18 protein-coding genes are annotated in these 17,332 nt (G+C 55.7%); 6 read left to right on the forward strand and 12 right to left on the reverse strand.

All coding sequences use genetic code 11. The features are described 5' to 3' along the window. Nucleotides 1-16 precede the first annotated feature (16 nt). Nucleotides 17-1,345 carry an MFS transporter gene (locus tag ACXZ66_RS13180; protein WP_458749356.1) on the forward strand — a complete coding sequence of 443 codons (1,329 nt, stop codon included), beginning with the start codon at nucleotides 17-19 and terminating at the stop codon, nucleotides 1,343-1,345. Between the two features lie 74 nt (nucleotides 1,346-1,419). Here the strand turns inward: ACXZ66_RS13180 and ACXZ66_RS13185 are convergent, their stop codons facing one another. The 9 genes from ACXZ66_RS13185 to ACXZ66_RS13225 form a co-directional block, all read right to left on the reverse strand. Next, nucleotides 1,420-1,617, reverse strand: coding sequence for a hypothetical protein (locus ACXZ66_RS13185; protein WP_458749357.1), 198 nt, complete (start codon nucleotides 1,615-1,617; stop codon nucleotides 1,420-1,422). 206 nt (nucleotides 1,618-1,823) lie between these two features. Continuing rightward, nucleotides 1,824-3,278 (reverse strand): replicative DNA helicase, encoded by a 1,455-nt coding sequence (gene dnaB / locus ACXZ66_RS13190; RefSeq protein WP_458749358.1) that lies wholly within the window; start codon nucleotides 3,276-3,278, stop codon nucleotides 1,824-1,826. Nucleotides 3,279-3,847: 569 nt separating this feature from the next. Further along, a complete protein-coding gene (gene rplI, locus ACXZ66_RS13195) occupies nucleotides 3,848-4,300 on the reverse strand; it encodes a 50S ribosomal protein L9 (RefSeq protein ID WP_458749359.1) in 453 nt (150 codons plus the stop codon). A gap of 46 nt (nucleotides 4,301-4,346) precedes the next feature. Next, the gene (locus ACXZ66_RS13200; RefSeq protein WP_458749361.1) at nucleotides 4,347-4,991 is read right to left on the reverse strand and encodes a single-stranded DNA-binding protein; all 645 of its coding nucleotides are present in this window, start codon (nucleotides 4,989-4,991) and stop codon (nucleotides 4,347-4,349) included. 100 nt (nucleotides 4,992-5,091) lie between these two features. Further along, on the reverse strand, nucleotides 5,092-5,379 hold the full coding sequence (gene rpsF, locus ACXZ66_RS13205; protein WP_026196173.1) for a 30S ribosomal protein S6: 288 nt from the start codon (nucleotides 5,377-5,379) through the stop codon (nucleotides 5,092-5,094). Nucleotides 5,380-5,555: 176 nt separating this feature from the next. Beyond that, nucleotides 5,556-5,756 carry a hypothetical protein gene (locus ACXZ66_RS13210; RefSeq protein WP_458749363.1) on the reverse strand — a complete coding sequence of 67 codons (201 nt, stop codon included), beginning with the start codon at nucleotides 5,754-5,756 and terminating at the stop codon, nucleotides 5,556-5,558. Beyond that, nucleotides 5,756-7,144, reverse strand: a complete 1,389-nt coding sequence (locus ACXZ66_RS13215; protein WP_458749365.1) for a glycosyltransferase family 87 protein — start codon at nucleotides 7,142-7,144, stop codon at nucleotides 5,756-5,758. Before ACXZ66_RS13215 ends, ACXZ66_RS13210 begins: the two co-directional genes overlap by 1 nt. An 82-nt stretch (nucleotides 7,145-7,226) precedes the next feature. After that, entirely contained in the window at nucleotides 7,227-9,461 is a 2,235-nt protein-coding gene (locus ACXZ66_RS13220; RefSeq protein WP_458749367.1) for a transglycosylase domain-containing protein, read from the reverse strand. A 238-nt stretch (nucleotides 9,462-9,699) separates the two neighbouring features. Then, a complete protein-coding gene (locus ACXZ66_RS13225) occupies nucleotides 9,700-10,068 on the reverse strand; it encodes a DUF5318 family protein (protein ID WP_458749369.1) in 369 nt (122 codons plus the stop codon). Nucleotides 10,069-10,189: 121 nt separating this feature from the next. On the opposite strand from ACXZ66_RS13225, the gene ACXZ66_RS13230 reads away from it, so the two are divergent. From ACXZ66_RS13230 to ACXZ66_RS13245, 4 genes are read left to right on the forward strand one after another with little or no spacing between them, the layout of a single operon-like run. After that, nucleotides 10,190-11,275: an inositol-3-phosphate synthase gene (locus ACXZ66_RS13230; RefSeq protein WP_458749371.1), complete on the forward strand. Its 1,086-nt coding sequence runs from the start codon at nucleotides 10,190-10,192 to the stop codon at nucleotides 11,273-11,275. A 48-nt stretch (nucleotides 11,276-11,323) separates the two neighbouring features. Then, nucleotides 11,324-11,815: a MarR family winged helix-turn-helix transcriptional regulator gene (locus ACXZ66_RS13235; protein ID WP_458749372.1), complete on the forward strand. Its 492-nt coding sequence runs from the start codon at nucleotides 11,324-11,326 to the stop codon at nucleotides 11,813-11,815. A 57-nt stretch (nucleotides 11,816-11,872) separates the two neighbouring features. After that, complete coding sequence (locus ACXZ66_RS13240) at nucleotides 11,873-12,847, forward strand: universal stress protein (protein ID WP_458749373.1); 975 nt, start codon at nucleotides 11,873-11,875, stop codon at nucleotides 12,845-12,847. Between the two features lie 10 nt (nucleotides 12,848-12,857). Next, nucleotides 12,858-13,328, forward strand: a complete 471-nt coding sequence (locus ACXZ66_RS13245) for a hypothetical protein (RefSeq protein WP_458749374.1) — start codon at nucleotides 12,858-12,860, stop codon at nucleotides 13,326-13,328. Here ACXZ66_RS13245 and trhO read toward each other — a convergent pair. Continuing rightward, nucleotides 13,318-14,235, reverse strand: coding sequence for an oxygen-dependent tRNA uridine(34) hydroxylase TrhO (gene trhO, locus ACXZ66_RS13250; RefSeq protein ID WP_458749375.1), 918 nt, complete (start codon nucleotides 14,233-14,235; stop codon nucleotides 13,318-13,320). The two genes, ACXZ66_RS13245 and trhO, sit on opposite strands and share 11 nt — an antisense overlap. Before the next feature lie 130 nt (nucleotides 14,236-14,365). Between trhO and ACXZ66_RS13255 the strand changes: the two genes are divergently transcribed. Next, nucleotides 14,366-15,406, forward strand: a complete 1,041-nt coding sequence (locus tag ACXZ66_RS13255; RefSeq protein ID WP_458749377.1) for an LLM class flavin-dependent oxidoreductase — start codon at nucleotides 14,366-14,368, stop codon at nucleotides 15,404-15,406. A 17-nt stretch (nucleotides 15,407-15,423) separates the two neighbouring features. Here the strand turns inward: ACXZ66_RS13255 and ACXZ66_RS13260 are convergent, their stop codons facing one another. Further along, nucleotides 15,424-15,762 carry a hypothetical protein gene (locus tag ACXZ66_RS13260; protein ID WP_458749379.1) on the reverse strand — a complete coding sequence of 113 codons (339 nt, stop codon included), beginning with the start codon at nucleotides 15,760-15,762 and terminating at the stop codon, nucleotides 15,424-15,426. 14 nt (nucleotides 15,763-15,776) lie between these two features. Next, complete coding sequence (locus ACXZ66_RS13265; RefSeq protein WP_458749380.1) at nucleotides 15,777-17,270, reverse strand: DUF1846 domain-containing protein; 1,494 nt, start codon at nucleotides 17,268-17,270, stop codon at nucleotides 15,777-15,779. Between the last annotated feature and the right edge of the window lie 62 nt (nucleotides 17,271-17,332).

The following is a 17,332-nucleotide window of genomic DNA, read 5'->3' on the forward strand; positions in this document are numbered from 1 at the left end:
AATAAGGTAAAAAGACGTGAACGAACCACAAACTCCTGAGCAACAGCTCACGCGTACCGAGAGGCTCGACCGCCTCCCAGTCACAAACAAACACAAAAAGATTCTCTTCGGTTCCGGCATCGGTTGGGCCCTGGATGCCATGGATGTTGGTCTCGTATCCTTTGTTATCGCGGCACTGGCCGTGCACTGGGATTTAGACAAGACCACCACCAGCTGGATCGCCTCGGTGGGCTTCATCGGTATGGCAATCGGCGCCTCGCTGGGCGGCTTACTGGCCGACAAGATCGGTCGCAGACAAGTCTTTGCCCTCACGTTGCTTGTCTACGGTCTTGCCACCGGTGCCTCCGCCCTCTCGGTGTCCGTCGCCATGTTGATGGTCTTCCGTTTCTTTACCGGTCTCGGTTTGGGCGCAGAGCTTCCGGTCGCATCGACTCTGGTCAGCGAGTTCGCCCCGCGCAAAGTCCGCGGACGCATGGTGGTCTGGCTCGAAGCGTTCTGGGCGGTGGGCTGGATCCTCGCCGCGATCATTGGCACCTTTGTTGTCGCCGAAGGCGAAAACGGTTGGCGCTGGGGTCTCGCGATTGGCGCAGTTCCCGCAGCCTATGCGATCTACGTGCGCATGAAAATCCCTGAGTCCGTCCGATTCCTCGAGTCAAAAGGGCGTCACGACGAGGCCGAGGCGATCGTCCGCGACATGGAAGAAGGGGTTGACCCGGCCGACTATGACACCTCACCTGTACCGCCGGCCGAGGAACACACCGAGGGTGGCATCTGGTCCAAGTCCATGCGCAAGCGCACGTTGGCCTTCTGGATCGTCTGGTTCTGCGTCTCCCTGTCCTACTACGGCGCGTTTACGTGGATCCCGTCGCTTCTTGTCGAGCAGGGCTTCACACTCGTGCGCTCCTTTACCTTCACCCTGATCATCACTTTGGCACAATTGCCCGGCTACGCCGTGGCCGCCTGGCTCATCGAGGTCTGGGGTCGCCGCGTCACCCTGGCAACTTTCCTCGCCGGATCGGCAAGTTCTGCAGTACTGTACGGTCTGGCTAGCTCCGAGTGGCAGATCATTGCCGCTGGCTGCCTGCTTTCCTTTTTCAACCTCGGTGCCTGGGGCGCACTCTACGCCATCGGCCCCGAGCTCTATCCCACCGCGATCAGGGCCACGGGCACGGGATCGGCCGCCGCGTTCGGCCGCGTCGGATCGATTTGCGCACCACTCATCGTGCCACCACTGCTGGCATTTGGTGGCCAGATTGCCGTATTCGCCGTGTTCGCTTCGGCCTTCGCCATCGCGGCCATCGCCGCGTTCACCCTGCCCGAGCAAAAGGGCAAGGTACTAGATTAGTTTTTGGGCTTAAAAACGCTTAACGACGATCACCTTTCCGGTGATCGTCGTTATTTTTTAGTTCGGCGTCTAACTTATGCGAAGAGTGCCTTCAACTTCGAGAAGAAACCTGGGCGCTCGGACTGCGTTGCTTCGTCCAACTCATCGATCGAACGAGGCATATTCAGCAACATCGTTGATTCTTGGGTGTGGGCGACAGTGATGGAATCATCCAGGCGTGCCATGGTGGAAGCGCAGGCCGGGGATGCATTATCAATGGATCGAATGGTCACAGCTAGCTCCTTTCTGTTTCCCCTAAGACTAGGGATGAAATCACCCCCTGTCACCGTTGGTAAGGCAAACCTAACTCGATTTAATAATCTATAGGTAGCCTTGACCTGGGAAAACACCTTAAGGCATAGATACTTAAACCACACTAGGGGGTGTGGGTGTGACTTGCGTCACTACCCCCGACTGTGACCCTCCCCGACCCAGTCCCCTAACCGTGAGCCATGTTAACAAAGCGCGAGTAGTGCAGCTGGTGAGCGACCGGAATGGTGTCAATGGGTCCACCACGGTGCTTCGCGACGATAATGTCTGCCTCGCCCGCACGCTCATCGTCTTTGTCCTGTGAGTCTGGGCGATAAAGCAGGAACACCATATCGGCGTCCTGCTCGAGGGAACCCGATTCACGCAGGTCGGCCAGCTGGGGCTTCTTATCTGTACGAGATTCCGGGCCACGGTTGAGCTGCGAAATAGCAACTACTGGGACTTCCAGTTCCTTTGCTAGCAGCTTCATCTGACGCGAAAACTCCGAGACTTCTTGCTGACGCGATTCCACCTTCTTACCCGAGCTCATCAGCTGCAGATAGTCCAGCACCACAAGGTCGAGACCATGCTGCTGTTTCAGGCGTCTGGCCTTTGAACGAATCTCCATCATGGTGAGGTTCGGCGAATCGTCGATAAAGATCGGTGCATCCTGGATCTCAGACAACCGCGAGGTCATCTTCTCCCAATCGCCTTCCTCCATCGTGCCGGCGCGCATCGACGACAGCTTGATCTCGGTCTCCGCGGACAACAAGCGCATGACAATTTCGGTAGCTGACATTTCCAGGGAGAAGATCGCAGAGGTCTTACCATGATGAATCGAACAGGAACGCATGAAGTCCAAGGCCAGGGTGGACTTACCCACGCCAGGACGAGCCGCAATAATGATCATCTGTCCGGGGTGGAGACCATTGGTGAGCTTATCTAAATCAATGAAACCGGTAGGAACACCGGCTTCTAGTCCACCACCCATTTCAATCTTGGTCAGCTCGTCGACGGTAGGTTTAAGCAGGTCAGACAATGCCTGGTAGTCCTCGGTGGTGCGAGACTGCGCGATACCGTAAACCTCTTGCTGAGCAAGGTCCACGACGGCCTCGACATCCATACCTTCCGAGCCCTCGTAGCCCATCTGCACCACGCGAGTACCAGCGTTGACCAACTGACGCAGCACCGACTTTTCAGCGACAATCTCGGCGTAGTATCGCGCGTTGGCCGCGGTAGGAACTCCGGAAATCAGGGTGTGCAGGTACGGTGCACCACCTGCACGTTCGAGCTCATTGAACCGGTCCAACCGGCCGGACACAATCACCGGGTCGATCTCGGAGCCCTGCGAATACAGGTCCATGATGGCCTGGTAAATCAGTTGATGTGCTGGAAAGTAAAAATCTTCCGGGGTCAGTTCCTCGATGACATCGAGCACCGTGTTCGGGCTGAGCAGCATCGAACCCAGCACGCCCATTTCCGCCTGGCGGTCATGGGGTGGCTGGCGGTATTCCTGCATGGATTCATCTTGGCGGTTGAAATTACGTTTCCGACCATAACGCTCTGAGCCCTGCTGCGAATCTTGTGGCTCTGGTGGTGGCGTATATCCGTCGTCGAAACTGGTTGAATCATCTGGCGATGTCACTATCGTGCCCCTTCCTTCTGCGCTTATTTTACCCATCTAGAGTGCCCCGAGTAGTCGCGCCGGCATGCGCTGGAAGATCTGTGGAGAAGTCGCAAATTCGGCGAGTTTTCCACCGTTTTTCGGCGCGACTTTTCCACTTATCCCCAACTATCTGTGGATAACTGCTAATTCTGCACGTCGCTGCAGGGCCACTCGTGGACACACATGTGGATAACTGGTGGATAACTTGTGGATAACTTTCAGTAAACCAAAACGATGAATTTATATGACAAGGTCAAAGGGTTATTGCTTCTGTGAACAAAACCGTACAAACGGTGTATAACTATCCAGGGCCACAGATACATAAAGGCTTCAATATCACTATTTGCCAGCCAAATTCGGGTAAATGCCCAAACTAATAGGCTGAATTGTCCCCATTTTCGTCAACTTTGTCCACAAGGAAACCAATTGGATTTCAAACAAAAAGAAACGGGCCCCGCACACCTCACATGTGCAGGACCCGCCTCTAATGCTGTTGTCGTTTGACCTACCTGAGCTTCACGCTCAGCTGGTCGTCGTAAAGCGAAGTATTACTCGCCTTCGACCGTGAAGTTCACCTTAGCTTCCACCTCTGGGTGGAGCTGGACCTTGACCTGGTAGTTGCCGGTCTTGCGTACGAGATCCTTTGGCAGATCAATGGTGCGCTTGTCCAGCTGTGGTCCACCTGCGGCCTTGATGGCCTCAGCAATGTCGGCTGCCTTAACGGAGCCGAAGAGCTTGCCATTCTCCGAGGTGCGTACCTTGACCGTGACGCCAGTCAGCTGGTCGAGGGTGTTACGCAGTTCCTTTGCGTGATCGAGGTCGCGCACTGCACGAGCCTCTTGGGCACGCTGAATGCCCTGAATCTGCTTCTCTGCGCCGCGGGTGGCAACAATTGCCAGGCCGCGTGGAAGCAGGTAGTTACGTCCGTAGCCGTCCTTGACCTCGACAATTTCGCCGGGAGCGCCAAGGTTATCAACGGCAGCGGTGAGGATCAGCTTCATGATCCATACCTTCCTTCAGTTGAATATTGGTCGTTGTGTGTTGGCTTTAGAACGGAGGCTCGTCGTCCATCCCACCGAATCCACCGGCGGGAGGTGCAGAGTTCCACGGATCATTCTGTGGCTGCTGGTTTCCCTGTTGAGGCTGGCTCTGTGGAGAGCCTTGGCCGCCTTGCTGGCCGCCGAAACCACCTTGATTTTGATTGCCACCGAAACCACCGGTGTTACCTTGATTAGCCTGCTGAGGTTGATTCTGACCGCCGAAGCCGCCGGACTGCTGACCACCCTGGTTGCCGCCGCCCCAGTTACCGCCGGACCCACCCTCACGTGGGTTGCGGTTTACTTGAGCAGTTGCATAACGCAGAGATGGACCAACTTCGTCCACTTCAACTTCGAACACGGTCCGGTTTTCACCTTCGCGGGTTTGGTAGGAACGCTGACGAAGACGACCGGAAACAATGACGCGCATGCCCTTCTTCAGGGATTCGGCCACGTTCTCGGCGACTTGACGCCAAACGTTGCATGTCAAAAACAGGGCTTCGCCGTCTTCCCACTGATTGGTATCGCGGTTGAACGTGCGAGGGGTAGATGCAATACGGAAATTAGCTACTGCCGCACCCGATGGGGTGAAACGTAGTTCAGGGTCAGCAACAATGTTGCCGACAACGGTAATTGGTGTATCTCCCTGTGCCATGTTTTTTAGCCTTCCTTACCTAAGCCCCTAATACAAGGTCTTCTTTGAACTCGCTTGAGCGATTCGAGCCTATTACTGGTGTTCTTACCAGAATCCGCTCTTACTTGTCGGTTCGCAGAACCTTGGTACGCAGGATGGTGTCGTTCAGGTTAAGAACGCGATCCAGCTCTGCAACAGTGTCAGCCTCGCACTCGAGGTTAACTACTGCGTAGATACCTTCGTCCTTCTTGTTGATTGGGTATGCAAGACGACGCTTGCCCCACACATCAACGTTCTCCACCTTGCCGTTATCCTTGCGGACGTTCTCGAGGAACTTATCCAGGGACGGGGCAACGGTGCGCTCATCTTGTTGCGGATCAAGGATGATCATTACTTCGTAGTGACGCACGGACCTCATCACCTCCTATGGTCTTATGTATTGGTTTTCGGCCATCACCATTTTTAGTGATAGCAGGAGGGTTCGTTGCGTCAAGCAACTTACCCAGGGTACCGCATCGAAGCTCTATCAAGAAATCGCTGAAAAAATCGCTACCGGCCAAAACGCCTCGTCGTAAAGCGAAGTCTTTAGCCCGCGGAGCCTTCTGGCACCGCGACGAACACCGCCAGGCTGACAGGGATCACTGTCATGAAGAGGAAGGCAATCACGATGACGGGCACCCAGACTTTCCATGATTTCTTCTTCATTGCCAAGTAAAAGGCCGTGCCGAACAGCGCGAAGGAAATGAAGATCGAGATAATACCCAGGATGGTTGTTAGCGAGAGCATTAAGTTTCTTTCTGAACCCACTGATTCGGGGTGGTCAATAGAGGGTCATGACCATGATGCGCGGCGGCGACACGGTCCGGAATTTTCCCAAGAATTTGCATGATTACCAGGACAATCATCACGACGATGAAACCATCGCGCACCAACACCACGAGGTTGAGCACCTCGCCTGGCAGTCCTTTATTGTCTGCGCCAAGCATATGCCACATCAAGATCGGCCAGACCATCATGTCCACTGTCATCCAACTGAACAGAAGGCGCCAATGGGGCAGCGCAAGCACCGCGGGGATGACCAGCCACAGGGAATACTGCGGGCTCCACACCTTGTTAAAGAGCAAGAAGAACGCGACGATGAGGAAGAGCAGCTCGGCGATCCGAGGGGTACGTGGCGCTTTGAGCCCGAGGATCAAAATGCCCAGGCACGCGGCCGCGAAGAGCAAGAAGGTCACGGCGTTGAGGATCTCGGGTGCGCCCGCGCCCGAGTCGAATCCCGTCCAGCCTGTCATCCGGGAGATCACCGCGTAGATTGTGGTCCATTCCCAACTACGTTCCGAGTTCAGGCGGGTAAATTCCGCCCATGCTTGCGGGTAGGCCACCATGATCGGCAGGTTAACCACAAGCCAAGTCACAGCAGCGGTGCCTAACATCTTGAGGAAAGGCCCAAAACTACGTTTACGGATGGCAACCACCAGGTAGGCACCGAGCACAAACAGCGGCCACATTTTAAAGGCAGTGCCCGCGCCTATCATTACGCCCGCCCAGAGGAAGTGCTTATTGCGTGCCAGCAGCAGGGCAGCGACGAGGAACAAAATCGAGGGAATATCCCAGTTGGTGAAGGCGTGGACTATCACTAGTGGCGATGCCGCAACTAGGACCGTGTCCCAAATCCGATTGCCCGCAAGCTCTGCCACGATGCGAATCGTGCAGATCCACATGATCGACAAAACGAATGCCGTGAGGTAGAAATACCAGCCAGCGCTGGGCAGGAACGAATCCACCAGGCCGTAAGTATTTCGCGCGATCCACCCCATCACCCCTTGGAAAAGCCCCGCCAAAACCGGGTATTCCATGTACCGGGTGAGGTCCCCCTCAACCCAGGAATAGGCATAGACAAATCCCGGCTGATCCAGCCCACGGCCACTATAAAGCGGGGTGATGTCGTTATAACAAAACGAGGTATATTGCCGATTTCCCGCCCAATTCAGAGCGATCAGCCCATCGGAGGTACGAACTCCACCGGCGCAGTTCGCCTTGGAGAGCACCCCGAACGCCAGAAACACCCACGCCACGGCGATGAGCACACGCAGTGGCGTCCACCACCGCGCCCGGCCGATGCGCGCGAAGCGCCCCATCGGACCGCCCAGGAAACGCACCACATCCCGAGCCATCGGCTCAGTGTGAGCGGGTTGGACACGCTCGCTGGGGTGCGGTGCTTTTTCGCTTATCGACGATTGCCTCACGCCTTAGACCCTACAGCTGCAAATCAGGCACAGTGATTGTTGGGATTTCGACCTGCGGAATCTCGATAATTGGACTTGGCACAGGTGCTGGCTCTGGCGAAGGTGCCGGTGCTGGTTCTGGCGAAGGTGCTGGTTCCGGCTCTGGCGACGGCACTGGCTCCGATGAAGGCACAGGTTCGCTCGACGGAACTGGTGCCACCGACGGAGCTGCCGTAGTCGCCCGAGGCGCCGTGTAGCTCGGCTGCGGTGCGACTGAGGTGTAGTTTCCGCCCGGTGCTCCCGAGCCCCAATTGATCGGATCTGCAACGGGGAAGGTAGTTATCTCGCGGCCTTCCAAGGACCTATCCATGACCTGCTTCCAGATGGAGGATGCACTACCTGAACCGTACATATTTCCGCCCCACTCGTTGTAGATGGCGTTGGTGCCGTCTGCGGTGCCGACCCACACTGCGGTGGTCAACTCGGCAGTGGTACCCACCATCCAGGTGTCCTTGTTCGCACCGGTATCTCCCAGCTGAGAGGTACCCGTCTTCGATGCTGAAGGCCTACCGTACGCGAGGTTCTTTCCGGCATTCCCGGCAACTGGCTCCATTGCATTGATGGTGGCGTCCGCAACCTGTGCATTGACGCGACGCTCTGAATAGGTCGGGTCAAATTGGTACAGCACCTCTCCATCGGCGGTTTCTACGCTCTCGACGAAGTGGGTCGGATGCCACACACCGTGGTTAGCCAGCGTGGCCACCGCAGTTGCCATATCAATAGCGCGCGACTGGTACTGGCCCAAAACGATACCTTCGTATGGCTTCTCACCATTTTCCGTCAGAGTCTGCGGAATTCCAGGAAGCGACTCTGCCATACCAAGTGCGTGTGCCATATCAGCAGTGTCTTGTGTGGTGTTCTCCAAGTCGTATTGCAGGCGAATGAACGACGTGTTGTAGGAGTGCTCCAGTGCCGTCGCGATGGAGGTGACGCCAGCGTTGCCGCCGTCCCAGTTTTCCACTTCGATGTTGCCCGGCAGCGTCACCGGACCCGAATCATAAGCTGCGGTCAGTGGGATACCCTGCTGCAATGCGGCAGCGAGCGCGAAGACTTTAAAAGTTGAGCCTGTTTGCAACGCTGCGTCTGCGTAGTCCCAGCCGTTCGCATCCTCGCCACCGTAGTAGCCACGGACTGCGCCTGTTCCTGGTTCAATTGTTACAACAGAGGAACGCGCATCATCTTGCAGGGTGGCCAGGTTTGAATTCACAGCGTCAATCGCCGCCTGCTGGACATTTGTGTCGATCGTGGTGGTGATCTGAAGGCCACGATTAGTGATGTCTTCTTCAGAAATACCAATCAGTTCAAGCTCACGGATGACCTGATTCTTGATCATGCCGTTGGAGCCGGTGGCCTCGGTGTAAGCGGAGTACTCGGCAGGGTCCCGAGTTTCTGGAAAGACCATCCCGTCGCGCTGCTCCTGCGAGATCGATCCCATGTCTACGAGGCCATCAAGAACGTAATTCCACCGCTGTTCCGCACCTTCACGGTTCGTCCATGGATCTAGCTGACTAGGCAGCTGAATCATCGAGGCCAGCAGAGCGCTCTCTTCCACGTTCAGCTCAGATGCAGACTTGGCGAAATATGCGTTCGCTGCAGCTTCAACGCCGTAAGCATTTCGGCCGAAGTACACAGTATTGAGATAAGCAGCAAGAATCTCTTCCTTGCTCCACTGATTGGTCATTTTGACCGAATAGACCAACTCGCGAGCCTTACGAACATAGGAATGCTCATTGCCCACCAACGCGTTTTTCACATACTGCTGGGTAATTGTGGAGCCACCACCGGCCGAAGAATTGCCCGTGAGTTGGCCGAGCACTGCACGTGCAAAACCGGTAAAGGAAAAGCCCTGGTTGGTCCAGAACTCTCGATCCTCCGCGGCCAGCACTGCATCTTGAAGATGCACTGGCACTTCTTCGAGGGGGACCTGGGTCCTATTTCCTTCAGGAGGCACAAGACGCGCCAGTTCCGTCGTCGAGTCATTCGCGTAAATCGACGAAACCTGGGCGGCTTGCAGCTCCTGAGGTTGAGGGATATCGGCCCTAGAGTAGGCGACACCAAAAATGATCAGCGGGATCGCGATGATCGCCACAATAATAATTGCGAGCGTGGTCCACAGCCCGTTCCGGTTTTTGGCTGCGGATGCACCCTTTTTCGAGCTGCTGCTCTCCTGCTTCGGAGTCTTGTTTTCATTAGTGTTTTCAGCCACGTAGAATTCCTACAAGTTCGAAGGCAGCAGTGCGCACGTTCCTGCAAGTCCCTACACAGCGCTGCCCATGCCAAAATAAATGCCGATTCCAGTGTTACAGGAAAAGAAGAATGCTTCCCTAATTCCCTACTCCACTGTTATCTAGTGTTTCTATTGTTATCTATAGTGCAGATTACTTCCTTGCCCAAGGTTATGGGAATTGGAAGCACCCTAATATTCCTATTAATTGCATAGACCCCTAGGCCGATGCCTTAATGTCTGCCTGCGCCTCCGTAAGAAGATGGTTCCAGGAACAGTTTGGGCAGACCTCTACATTATGTACCGTCACTGGACCAGATTCCTGAACAATTGCCAAAATTTCGTCGTCGCTACGCGCTGTGCCGGACCTGCGACCCAACTGCTCGCCGTAAATCCACTTCACTGTGCGCAGCTCGCCCTCGCAGATCGGGCACGGACGACCCGCCAGCACGCCGTGAAACTTGGCTGCGGTGATGAGAAGGAAATCCGCATCGCAGACCTCCTCGCGCTTAATTCTGCCGGCCTGAACGTGGCGCAGAACGTTTCGGCGCTCCCACTCATGTGAGATTTGATGACTATAAATAATCACGCTTTCTACCTTACTTGATCGATTAACACTGCAATTTGCCCTCTTGAAACGTGCTTTTTATTTGGTCGGCCCATAGGCTTTCATTCGAAAGTTTCACTGAAATCGAAGGGAAGTTTTAACAGTGAGCAAAATTCGTGTGGCCATCGCGGGCGTGGGCAACTGTGCCACGTCGCTGATCCAGGGCGTTGAGTTTTATCGCAACGCACCAGTGGACCAGAAAGTCCCGGGCCTCATGCATGTCCAGTTCGGCGACTACCATGTTGGCGATCTTGAATTCGTCGCAGCATTTGATGTTGATGCCACCAAGGTCGGCGTCGACTTGGCCGATGCTACTGAAGCTGGTGAAAACAACACCATCAAGATCGCAGATGTTCCACAAACCGGCGTGACCGTTCAGCGTGGCCCAACGCTCGACGGCTTGGGTATCCACTACCTGGACACCATTGAAGAGTCCACTGCAGAACCTGTCGATGTAGTTCAGGTACTGAAGGATAACAAGGTTGATGTCCTTGTTTCCTACCTTCCAGTGGGTTCCGAAGAAGCTGACAAGTTCTACGCGCAGGCTGCCATCGATGCAGGTGTCGCATTTGTCAATGCACTGCCAGTGTTCATTGCTTCCGATCCTGAGTGGGCACAGAAGTTCAAGGACGCAGGCGTGCCAATCGTCGGCGACGACATCAAGAGCCAGGTCGGTGCAACCATCACCCACCGCGTGATGGCGAAGCTCTTCGAAGATCGTGGCGTGCGCCTCGATCGCACCATGCAGCTCAACGTCGGTGGCAACATGGACTTCAAGAACATGCTGGACCGCAACCGCCTCGAGTCGAAGAAGATTTCCAAGACCCAGGCAGTGACCTCCAACCTGAAGGACTCTCCGCTCGCTGGACGCAAGGAAGACCGCAACGTCCACATCGGCCCTTCCGACTACGTCGCATGGCTCGATGACCGCAAGTGGGCCTACGTCCGCTTGGAAGGCACTGCATTCGGCGAGGTTCCGCTGAACCTGGAGTACAAGCTAGAGGTATGGGACTCGCCAAACTCCGCTGGCATCATCATCGATGCAGTTCGTGCTGCGAAGATCGCACTGGACCGTGGCGATGCGGGCCCAATCCTGCCAGCCGCTGCCTACCTGATGAAATCCCCACCAGTTCAGATGGCTGACGACGAAGCCCGTGCGGAGCTTGAAAACTATATTGCTGGCCAGTAGTCGTTTCGACCTAGCAAGTAGTTATAAGTTTGTGATTACAATGGGGTCATGACCTCATCCGATCCATCGGCACCAATTGACCCAATGGACATTGCGCGGCGCGTGCGCCCCTCAATGACCAAGTTATACGTCACTTACTTCCGTAAATCCGAGCAATCGGATCTTACCGGCCCGCAGTTGTCAATTATGACAAGGCTGCGGGACAACGGTGCCTCCCGCATTAGCCAAGTAGCTAAAGAGGAAGGTATCCGCATGCCCACCGCATCCAATGCGCTGCATCAATTGGAGCAGCGTGAATTGGTCCGCAGAATCAGAGAAGAAAAGGATCGCCGCGGTGTGCGTGTAGAACTGACCGAGCTCGGTGAACAGGAACTTGATCGGGTTGGCGAAGAGCGCACCCGCTATCTTGCCGACATGCTCTCGTCCTTGGATCAAGACAGTTTGCGGAAAATCAGCGAACTCGCTGATGTGATCAATGTGTTAGCAGATTCCTACGGTGTTGAACAAGATACAGAGCAGATTTCCGATAAGAACGGCTAACCGTACATAATGGGGGTTACGGTATCCGTTTACTCCAACGAAGCGTTTCCACTTCTTATGTCGAATCATTCATCAAACCCCTTACACACAAGTGACGCCATTTTCGATCGTCCGTTGCGTCTGCTTGTCGCATGGGATCCAGGCGACTCCGCCTCCGGCGGCCGCGAGGCACTAGAATTTGCTGCCTGGCTCGGCCGCAGTTTACCCGTATCCATTCGGGTTACATCGACATTTTTACGCCCCTGGCCTGCAACAATGAGCATGCTGGGAAGCAAATACCAAAAATGGCGCGACAAGGAATCAGCCGCCTGCACCAAAGCCGTCTCCGCCGCGCTCAAAGATCTTGAGGTACCTGCTGAGCAGTGGGATGAGGAATTCTCAACGTTTACGGATGGCCAGAATGAGGCGCAGTTGCTTACCGACGAAGCCGTGCGCTTCAACGCCGATATGATTCTGCTTGGTTCCAATGCTGCAGCCTCGAAGGGCCGCTTCCTTGCTAGCTCCACAGCTGACACGTTGATGCACTCCTCTCCGATGGCGCTGGGGCTTGCTCCTCGTGCAGTAAAACTTTCTAAGAAGGGCATCACCCGCGTCAACTTCGCGTTCTTGGAAAACCGCACTGAGGATTCTCCAAGCTTGCAATTTGCGGCGGATATCGCGAACCATCTGGATGTGCCACTGCGGATAATCGCCTTTTCGCCGACGGGTATCGGCGATGTCACGCTGTCCAACGCCAAGGGCATCGGCAATGAGATTATCGACGAGTGGAATGAGCACGCCCTAGGCATGCTGGATCTCGCCCGCGATCGTGTCATGGAGTACCACGATTCCTTGGATGTGGAAACAGAAATTGGCACCGGTAAAGGCTGGGCAAACGCGGTGGATTCACTGAAGTGGAAGAAGGGCGATCTGTTGTGCATGGGTTCTCAACCCATCGGTACTTTGGAGCGAGTGTTCGTTGGCTCCACCGCATCTGAATTCCTGCGCCACGTCCCAGTACCCGTGGTTATACATCCAAACGAAAACGCCTAGGCTAGAGGGCATGACTCACCCAGAAAACGATCTCTCCGGCGACGCCGACTACTCTAATCGCGTGCGCCCTGAGGCCGAGTCTTTCGACGATCTGGCTGATCAACCAGACCCGTTAGTCGTCGCAAAGCGAAATAACGCCTCCACCAAACAAGCGATCATATACATGCTCGTCTCCGTAGTGGGCACCCTTGTATTCGCAGGCCTGCTCGCGGTGATCTTCCGCATGATCGGTGGCCCCTTGTGTGACGCGGGCGAGGCCACCTGGCTGTGCAGCACGAGCCAGCGCACATGGTGGGCAGTGCTGACCTCGATCCCACCTGTTGCCGCGCTGATCGGTTGCGCGGTGATCATGGTGCGCAAACTCAATCGCTATGAGCGGTGGATGCCGTGGATGGGCGTGTTTTGGCTGCCACTGGTGCCGTTTACCATGGTGTGGCTGACCACCACGGTGGGCATGCTGGCCACCGACTTTACGCCTTAAGCTCTGCGTTCTTTTCCGCGTTCTTGTCAGAGCACTCCTTGCAATAAGGGTTTTCTTCCCAGCAGGCCTCGCAGCTGAGATACTGCTGCCTGCAGTGTGGCTCATTGGTGCAGTTGTAGAACTGATTCGTTCCCGTACCGCAGTGGACGCAGTGGCCGAGCTGGATGAAGTTCGGGTCGTTGTCGATGCCGAACTCGGTGTGCATGCGATCGTCGAAAACGAAGAGCGAGCCCTCCCATAAGCCCTGGTTGCCATACTTTTCTCCGTATCGAACAATGCCACCGTCGATTTGATAGACATCGTTGAATCCCCGGTTCTTCATCAATGAAGAGAGGATCTCGCAGCGGATTCCGCCGGTGCAATAGGAGATGACGCGCTTATCCTTCATCCAGTCGTATTTGCCGGACTCGAGCTCTGCGATGAAGTCGTGGGTAGTTTCCACATCCGGCACGACGGCGTTTTTAAACTTGCCAATCTCAGCTTCGCGGGCATTGCGACCATCAAAGAATACAACGTCGTCGCCGTATTTTTCTACCATCTCATTGACCTCGTGTGGCTTGAGGTGCTGGCCGCCGCCGATCACGCCGTGTTCGTCGACCTTAAGCTCACCGGCAGCGCCGAAGGCCACGATTTCATCGCGCACCTTCACCGAGAGCTTCGGGAAATCATCCCGGCCGCCCTCGGACCACTTGTACTCCATCCCGCGGAAGTACTCCTTGGTCTTCTTCGCGTAAATCTTGCAGTTTTCCATGTCCCCGCCGACGGTGCCGTTGATGCCGTGTTCGGAGATGAGGATGCGACCATACAAGTTGAGTGACTCGCACAGGTCGCGCTGCCACAGCCGGATCGCTTCAGGGTCGGGGATGGGGCGGAACTGGTAGTACAGGAGGATTTTGCTCTGCGACATAGCACTTATTCTAGTGCTGGGGTCCTATGCAACCTAAATGTGTTATTGGGAATGACTCTTAGGGAATGGCACGGCCCTTGATAAGGTTGAATGTTGACGTAACCACAAATTAACTCTTAAGGAGCCCACCATGGCTATCGAATTCGGCCTCGATACTTTCGGCGACGTTCAGTCGGACCTCGCCGGTAACCTTCTCCCGCACGCACAGGTGATCCGCAACGTCGCCGAGGAAGCTGTGCTTGCCGACGAACTTGGCTTTGATGTCTTCGGCATCGGCGAACACCACCGCGCAGATTACGCGGTTCCCTCCCCCGACATGATCTTGTCCAACGTTGCCGCACGAACCAAAAACATCCACCTGACTACCTCGGTTATTGTGCTCTCTTCCGATGACCCGGTTCGGATCTTTGAGCGCTTCTCCACCTTGCAGGCGCTTTCCAACGGGCGCGCCGAGATGACCCTGGGCCGTGGTTCTTTTACCGAGTCCTTCCCCCTTTTCGGCTACGACCTCAACGACTACGAGGCGCTATTCGAGGAGAAGCTCGACCTAATGCGCACCATCCTCGATGCAGACCAGTCCGGGGAACCTTTTAGCTGGTCGGGCACCACCCGTGCGGCTCTGGAGAATGCCACTCTCTATCCGCCAACTGAAACTCCGATCCCGACGTGGGTGGCCGTAGGTGGCTCACCAGAGTCAGTCATCCGTGCAGCTCGCCAGCGGATGCCGCTGATGCTGGCAATTATCGGTGGCGCACCAGTGCGCTTCAAGCCTTTTGTGGACCTATACAAGAGGGCCAACGATCAGCTGGGCCAACCGCAGCAGAAAGTCGGCGCGCACTTCTACGGATTCGTTGCCGACACCGACGCCGAGGCACAAGAAATCCTCTACCCGTACTGGGAGCGCTCGCAGATTCTTGTTGGCCGTGAACGCGGTTGGCCGGCGCCTACCCCAGATCAGTTCCAGCGCGAGATCCTCCATGGTGCTGCCCACGTCGGTTCCCCAGAGACCGTGGCCCAAAAGACTGCGAAATCTATCCGCGAACTAGGGCTTGACCGTTTCGTGTTCAAGTACTCCAACGGACCGATCCCGCACGAGCACTCCATGAACGCAATTCGCCTCATCGGCGAGAAAGTTATTCCGCGCGTTCGCGAGCTACTCGACGAAAAGTAACGCGGAAAACAAAAGAGCTAATACTCCAGCTCGAAATCATCGGCTTCGGCGGCGCTCATCACTTCACGCAGCGCCGCCGCATCGCCCACGAGTTTCCCCAGTTCAGCCTTGAGCGCCTCGGTAGATTCTAAAGACCCGTTTACTGAGAAAAAGTTCAGCGAGCTATCCCAAGCGAATGGGCCCTCAATCCGGTCACTTTCGTAGAGGTATTGCGCGATGCGCTCCCAAAAATAGCCGCTGGGACTAAACCCCGCCTCGACGATAACGGAGTCAACCTCAGTAGTGCCTGCCTCGAAAAACAGGGTGTATCCACCGATAAACTCAACGTGTTGAAAATTTGTTGCCTTAGAATCCATGTAACTCAGCCTACCTAGCGCTTGTGGTACAGCCCTTTTCGCCAGTACTGCGGATCGGACGTCACCAGAACGCCGAGGTTACGGAAGATGTCTTCGTCCACGCTGCCCAAAATTGTGGTGGTGTGTGCTTCGCAACCAGCCAGCGACTTCAACTGGGCAAGTGCCCGGCGCGACGCTTCGTTGTGTGCAGCAGAGACGGAAAGCGCGATCAGCACTTCGTCGGTATGCAAGCGCGGGTTCGACGAGCCGAGGTGAGCAGTTTTCAGCGTTTGGATTGGCTCAATGGATTCGGGAGAGAGCAGCAACTCCTCCTTCGCAATCCCCGCCAGATGCTTCAGCGCATTGAGCAACACACCAGCCGATGGGCCGAGCAGCTCGGTGGTCTTACCTGTAAGAATTGTGCCGTCGGGCAGCTCGAGGGCGGCACCTGGATTTCCGGTGGCCTCGGCAACCGCACGCGCAGGTGCGACAACGCGACGGTCCTCGACGGAGCACTCCGCCTTATTCATAATCATGCCGATGCGCGAGGAAACAGTGTCGTCCGAGTCGTTGCGGCGCTCGTCGACAAGCGCTTTGAAGTATCGACGAATGATTTCCTGGCGCGAGGCCTCACGGCACACCTCGTCATCGGAGATGCAATAGCCTGCCATATTCACGCCCATATCCGTGGGCGACTGATAAGGAGTAGTGCCTGTGACCTGCTTCAACAGGGCCTTGAGCAGAGGAAATACCTCGACGTCGCGGTTGTAGCTGGTCACTCGCTTATCGTAGGCGGCCAGATGATAGGGGTCGATGAGGTTGATGTCGTCGAGATCCGCGGTTGCAGCCTCATAGGCGAGGTTGACGGGGTGCTCGAGGGGAAGATTCCAGATGGGGAAGGTTTCAAACTTCGCGTAACCTGCAGCAATACCGCGCTTGTGCTCGTGATAAACCTGCGAGAGACAGGTGGCCAGCTTGCCAGAGCCCGGGCCCGGCGCGGTCATGACAATGACATCGCGGGAGGTTTCCACGTAGTCGTTGCGGCCAAAGCCCTCCTCGGAGACAATCCGGGCGGTATCGGTAGGGTATCCGGGAATGACGCGGTGACGAGCAGTTTTCAGCCCAAGGCGATTGAGCCGCTCAACAAATTCCTCGGCCTGAACATTGCCCTCTTCAAGCTGCGTCATCACCACGTTTTCTACCAGGAAGCCGCGCTCGCGGAACACATCAATGAGACGGAGCACGTCGTCCTCGTAGGTGATGCCAAGGTCCGCGCGCTTCTTCTGCCGCACCAGATCATACGCATTGATACAGACCATGATTTCCACATCGTCTTTAATGCGCTCCAGCATGGCGATCTTATTGTCCGGGGTGAACCCGGGCAGGACGCGGGAGGCATGCATGTCGTCGAAAAGCTTTCCTCCCATCTCGAGGTAAAGCTTTCCGCCGATCTCTTCTCGTCGTTTATTAATCTGCTCGGACTGCATCTCGATGTAGCGTTCGCGGTCGAATCCGATTGCATGTGGCACGACGAGTGACCTCCCAGTCTCGCTCAAAATATGAACGCAAATATGAACGAGGCTATCTTAGC

The organism is Corynebacterium sp. S7 (genome assembly GCF_054401105.1).